This is a genomic window from Clostridium bowmanii, from assembly GCF_018861315.1.
Classification (GTDB): Bacteria; Bacillota; Clostridia; order Clostridiales; family Clostridiaceae; genus Clostridium_AD; species Clostridium_AD bowmanii.
In genome coordinates this window covers 1-3,531 of sequence record NZ_JAHLDL010000076.1, presented here as the reverse complement: position 1 = coordinate 3,531, position 3,531 = coordinate 1, and the positions used below count along the sequence as shown (strand labels likewise).

The 3,531-nt window shown below is 32.1% G+C and carries 4 protein-coding genes; all 4 read left to right on the top strand.

Going from position 1 to position 3,531, the window contains the following annotated elements; translation table 11 throughout:
* The first annotated feature begins 258 nt into the window (after positions 1–258).
* The 4 genes from KPL51_RS22755 to KPL51_RS22740 all read left to right on the top strand — a co-directional run bounded on the left by KPL51_RS22755 (position 259) and on the right by KPL51_RS22740 (position 3,343).
* Positions 259–834 (top strand): DUF6431 domain-containing protein, encoded by a 576-nt coding sequence (locus KPL51_RS22755; RefSeq protein ID WP_216166668.1) that lies wholly within the window; start codon positions 259–261, stop codon positions 832–834.
* 106 nt (positions 835–940) lie between these two features.
* Positions 941–2,200, top strand: a complete 1,260-nt coding sequence (locus tag KPL51_RS22750) for a DDE-type integrase/transposase/recombinase (protein ID WP_216166666.1) — start codon at positions 941–943, stop codon at positions 2,198–2,200.
* A complete protein-coding gene (locus tag KPL51_RS22745; protein ID WP_216166663.1) occupies positions 2,193–2,996 on the top strand; it encodes an ExeA family protein in 804 nt (267 codons plus the stop codon). Before KPL51_RS22750 ends, KPL51_RS22745 begins: the two co-directional genes overlap by 8 nt.
* A gap of 29 nt (positions 2,997–3,025) precedes the next feature.
* Positions 3,026–3,343, top strand: coding sequence for a DUF6618 family protein (locus tag KPL51_RS22740; protein ID WP_216166661.1), 318 nt, complete (start codon positions 3,026–3,028; stop codon positions 3,341–3,343).
* The last annotated feature ends 188 nt before the right edge of the window (positions 3,344–3,531 follow it).

Here is a 3,531-nt window from a genome sequence, read left to right as displayed (position 1 = left end):
TGTAGTGCGTCAAAATATAGCTTTATGTAACTGCATTCCTAAGTCAAATTATAACTATAATACTATTAATTATCTAGTGGTTATTTGCTTTTTTACTAAGCAGATTATTACTATAACAAAGCTCCTAATGACTTGACATCATCAGGAGCTTATTTTATGCTTATTATAAAACTAAAGAAAGGAAAAGGGAGAACCCAAGCCGCCAAAGCAACGTTCTCCCTTTAAAATAAGAGTTAAAACTCTTATAGGACTATTATTATGATAAGATTATTTTCACAATTATGCAAGTTTTTTAAGCAAATTCCTTTTGAAAATGAGATAACTGCCTTTAATAAATATGTAAGCTCGGTTAATGTAGAGAATTTAGTGTGCCCATTTTGTGGTGCTAAACATTCATTAGCCTCATTTGCTTTTTATAAACGTCATCTTGTGACTTATAATAACAATATTGCTGAAGATAATATAATAATTATTTCTCGATATATGTGTTCATCATGTAACCGTACCCACGCCCTCCTACCTCCGGTAATTGTGCCGTATATGTCATTTAGTTTTAAATTCACTGTGTACCTCATCTATGACTATCTTGTACATAAATATCACTCTGTGGAAGCTATGTGTGAACATTATGGCATTGCTATATCTACATTCTACCGAATTTTAAAGAAGTTTAAAGAACATAAACAGATATGGCTTGGACTTTTGGAGGACAAGCTCATTTCAAACTTAAGTTTTGTACGGCATATCATAAATAGTTCCTTCGATGAACTTGAGAACTTCATAATACAATTTTTCAAGCAAAATGGTTTATCGTTTTTCCAAGGAACGTCATAATTTAACTATAACCATATTTCCTTCATTTTAATTTATACATACCACTTAATACGATAATGGTCATTGAAATAACCATGTGATACCATTTTTCTAGAGGTGATAGTAAATGAATAACAAAGAAATAATCGAAATAGCATCTATTAGATTAGCACTAATAGCCCCTGCTATAAATAATACTTTTACTGAGCAATCTAAAATTGCTTATTATAGACGTGTTTCTATTAACCCTGTAAAATTACCTAACGGTAATTCAGTCTTGTACAGCCCGGGGACACTTTCTAATTGGGAATCAGAATATAATAGATTTGGTTTTGATGCCCTTCTTCCCAAAACGCGTAGCGATATAGGTCAAACCAGAAAGCTAAGTGATGTAGCCATAGAGCAGATATACACTTTAAAAAACAACTTCCCTAAAATTAATGCTACGCTTATATATTATAAACTCATCGAAGATGGCTTTATTAAAGAAAAAGATGTATCAATTTCAACAGTTCAACGGTTTATAAAAAATAATGATATTAGATCAGCTAGGTGTATCAACATGAAAGATAGAAAAGCTTTTGAAGAAGAGTTTGCAACTGGAATGTTTCAAGGCGATACATGTTACGGGCCATTTATAACTGAAAATGGTCAGCGTAGACGGACGTACGTAATTATGCTAATAGATGATAAGTCTAGGCTGATAGTAGGAGGTAGATTTTTTTACAATGATAATTCTTATAACTTTCAGAAAGTACTTAAAGAGGCTGTAGCCAGGTATGGAATTCCAAAAAAAATTTATTTGGACAATGGTTCTCCGTACAGGAATGAGCAATTAAGCCTTATATGTGGCTCTCTTGGGATAGTAGAGCTGCACACGATGGTAAGAGATGGTGCATCGAAAGGAAAGGTAGAAAGAAATTTTAGGACATTAAAAAGCAGATGGCTAAACGCTTTAGATGTAGAATTCATTTCCTCCTTAGCGGAGCTAAATGATGAATTATTCACCTATATTAATAAGCATAACATAACTATTCATTCTTCTACAAATCAGCGCCCTATTGATAGATATAAGAGCGATTTAGCTCATGTAAAAGCAGCATCTAACAGTGATTGGCTAGATAATTGTTTTATGAATCGCGTAAAACGGAGAGTAAATAATGATGCAACTATAAGCATTGATAAAATTTTGTATGATGTACCTATGCAATTTATAAGGCAGAAGGTTGAATTGCGATATCTACCTGATGACATGGAAAATGCTTATATTTATTATGAAAAAATTAAGTATAGCGTTAGAAAAACAAACAAAGTTGAAAATGGTAAAACTAAACGTAAAAATCCACTTAATATAGACTATTCAAAGGATGGTGTTAAACATGTTTAAACAGTTCTATGGTATGACCCTAAACCCTTTTGAAAAAGGTATTAAAGAAAAAGATGCATATATCTCAAGGGATTTAAAAGAAATGATATCAAGACTTGATTATCTTAATGAAACTAGAGGCCTTGGATTATTTACGGCTTCGCCTGGTAGTGGAAAAACTTTTGCTCTAAGATGTTTCGCGAAGAAAGTTAATCCGAATTTAACAAAGGTTATTTATCTTTGCTTTACTACCGTAACTACTGCTGAGTTTTATCGTCAGTTTTGTATCTCACTAGGACTAGAACCTTGCTCTCGTAAGTCAGACATGTTCAAAAATATTAAAGACTATATGGAAAACATGAGCAGTGATAAGGGTGTACATTACATGCTTGTATGGGATGAAGCACAGTATTTGAGTAATGATATATTGAAGGATTTAAAATTACTTATGAATTTTTCTATGGACTCAAAGGATTGTTTTTCACTGGTTTTGATAGGTCAACCTATACTTAATAACATCTTAGAAAAACAAATACATGAAGCATTAAAGCAAAGGATCATAATAAATTATGATTTCGAAGGGTTTTCAGAGACTGAGGCTATAGAATACATTCATTCTAGACTATCCCTAGCAAGTGCCTCTTCTAAAATAATTGATGATAATGCCATTCTAGCTGCATACAGAAGCTGTACTGGGTCTATAAGACGTTTAAATATGATATTAGTAAAGGCTTTAATAATAGGTGCACAGCACGAAAAAACAGTGATTGACACTGACACAATAATGGCTGCCGCCAATGAATTATCGCTTCGATAATCGTAGATTATTTTTTAGGAGGATTGTCTATGCTAATTAAATTTGAGTGTACAATGAAAATGGGCAAAAAAATAGAAAGCTGGTCTGGGATGATAACTAAGTTAACTAAATTTGGAAGTCATTATGAGCTTAAGATTGAAAGCCGAAGTGGATTTATCGTAGTTATAGGCAAAACAAATTATGGTAACTTTGCTTGTATACCTGATTATGATGTAGGCTGTCATCTTTCTACCTTAAACGATTTATTTTGGAATTCTGAACGCTTAAGTGCAATTATGAACAAAGTAGATGCGATAACTGTGGCTAACGCCTTACAAGCAATTGCTGAACATATTGATTTAAACTAACATACTTGGGTAGCTATTATTGCTACTCATTTTTTATATAAGGTAGCCTGTAGGCTAAAAGAAATTATATTAATAAAATGATTTTTCCTTATTGATAAAGTGATTTCATAGGTATAATTTGACGTAAATCACCTACTAATAATAGAAATAAAATGACTTTTCAATTAGTTATAATTTGACGTTTAACA

Excerpts from the sequence above, each read along its gene's own strand:
- KPL51_RS22745 (WP_216166663.1), top strand. The coding sequence starts at position 2,193 with ATGTTTAAACAGTTCTATGGTATGACCCTAAACCCTTTTGAAAAAGGT.
- KPL51_RS22750 (WP_216166666.1), top strand. The coding sequence starts at position 941 with ATGAATAACAAAGAAATAATCGAAATAGCATCTATTAGATTAGCACTA.
- KPL51_RS22755 (WP_216166668.1), top strand. The coding sequence starts at position 259 with ATGATAAGATTATTTTCACAATTATGCAAGTTTTTTAAGCAAATTCCT.
- KPL51_RS22740 (WP_216166661.1), top strand. The coding sequence starts at position 3,026 with ATGCTAATTAAATTTGAGTGTACAATGAAAATGGGCAAAAAAATAGAA.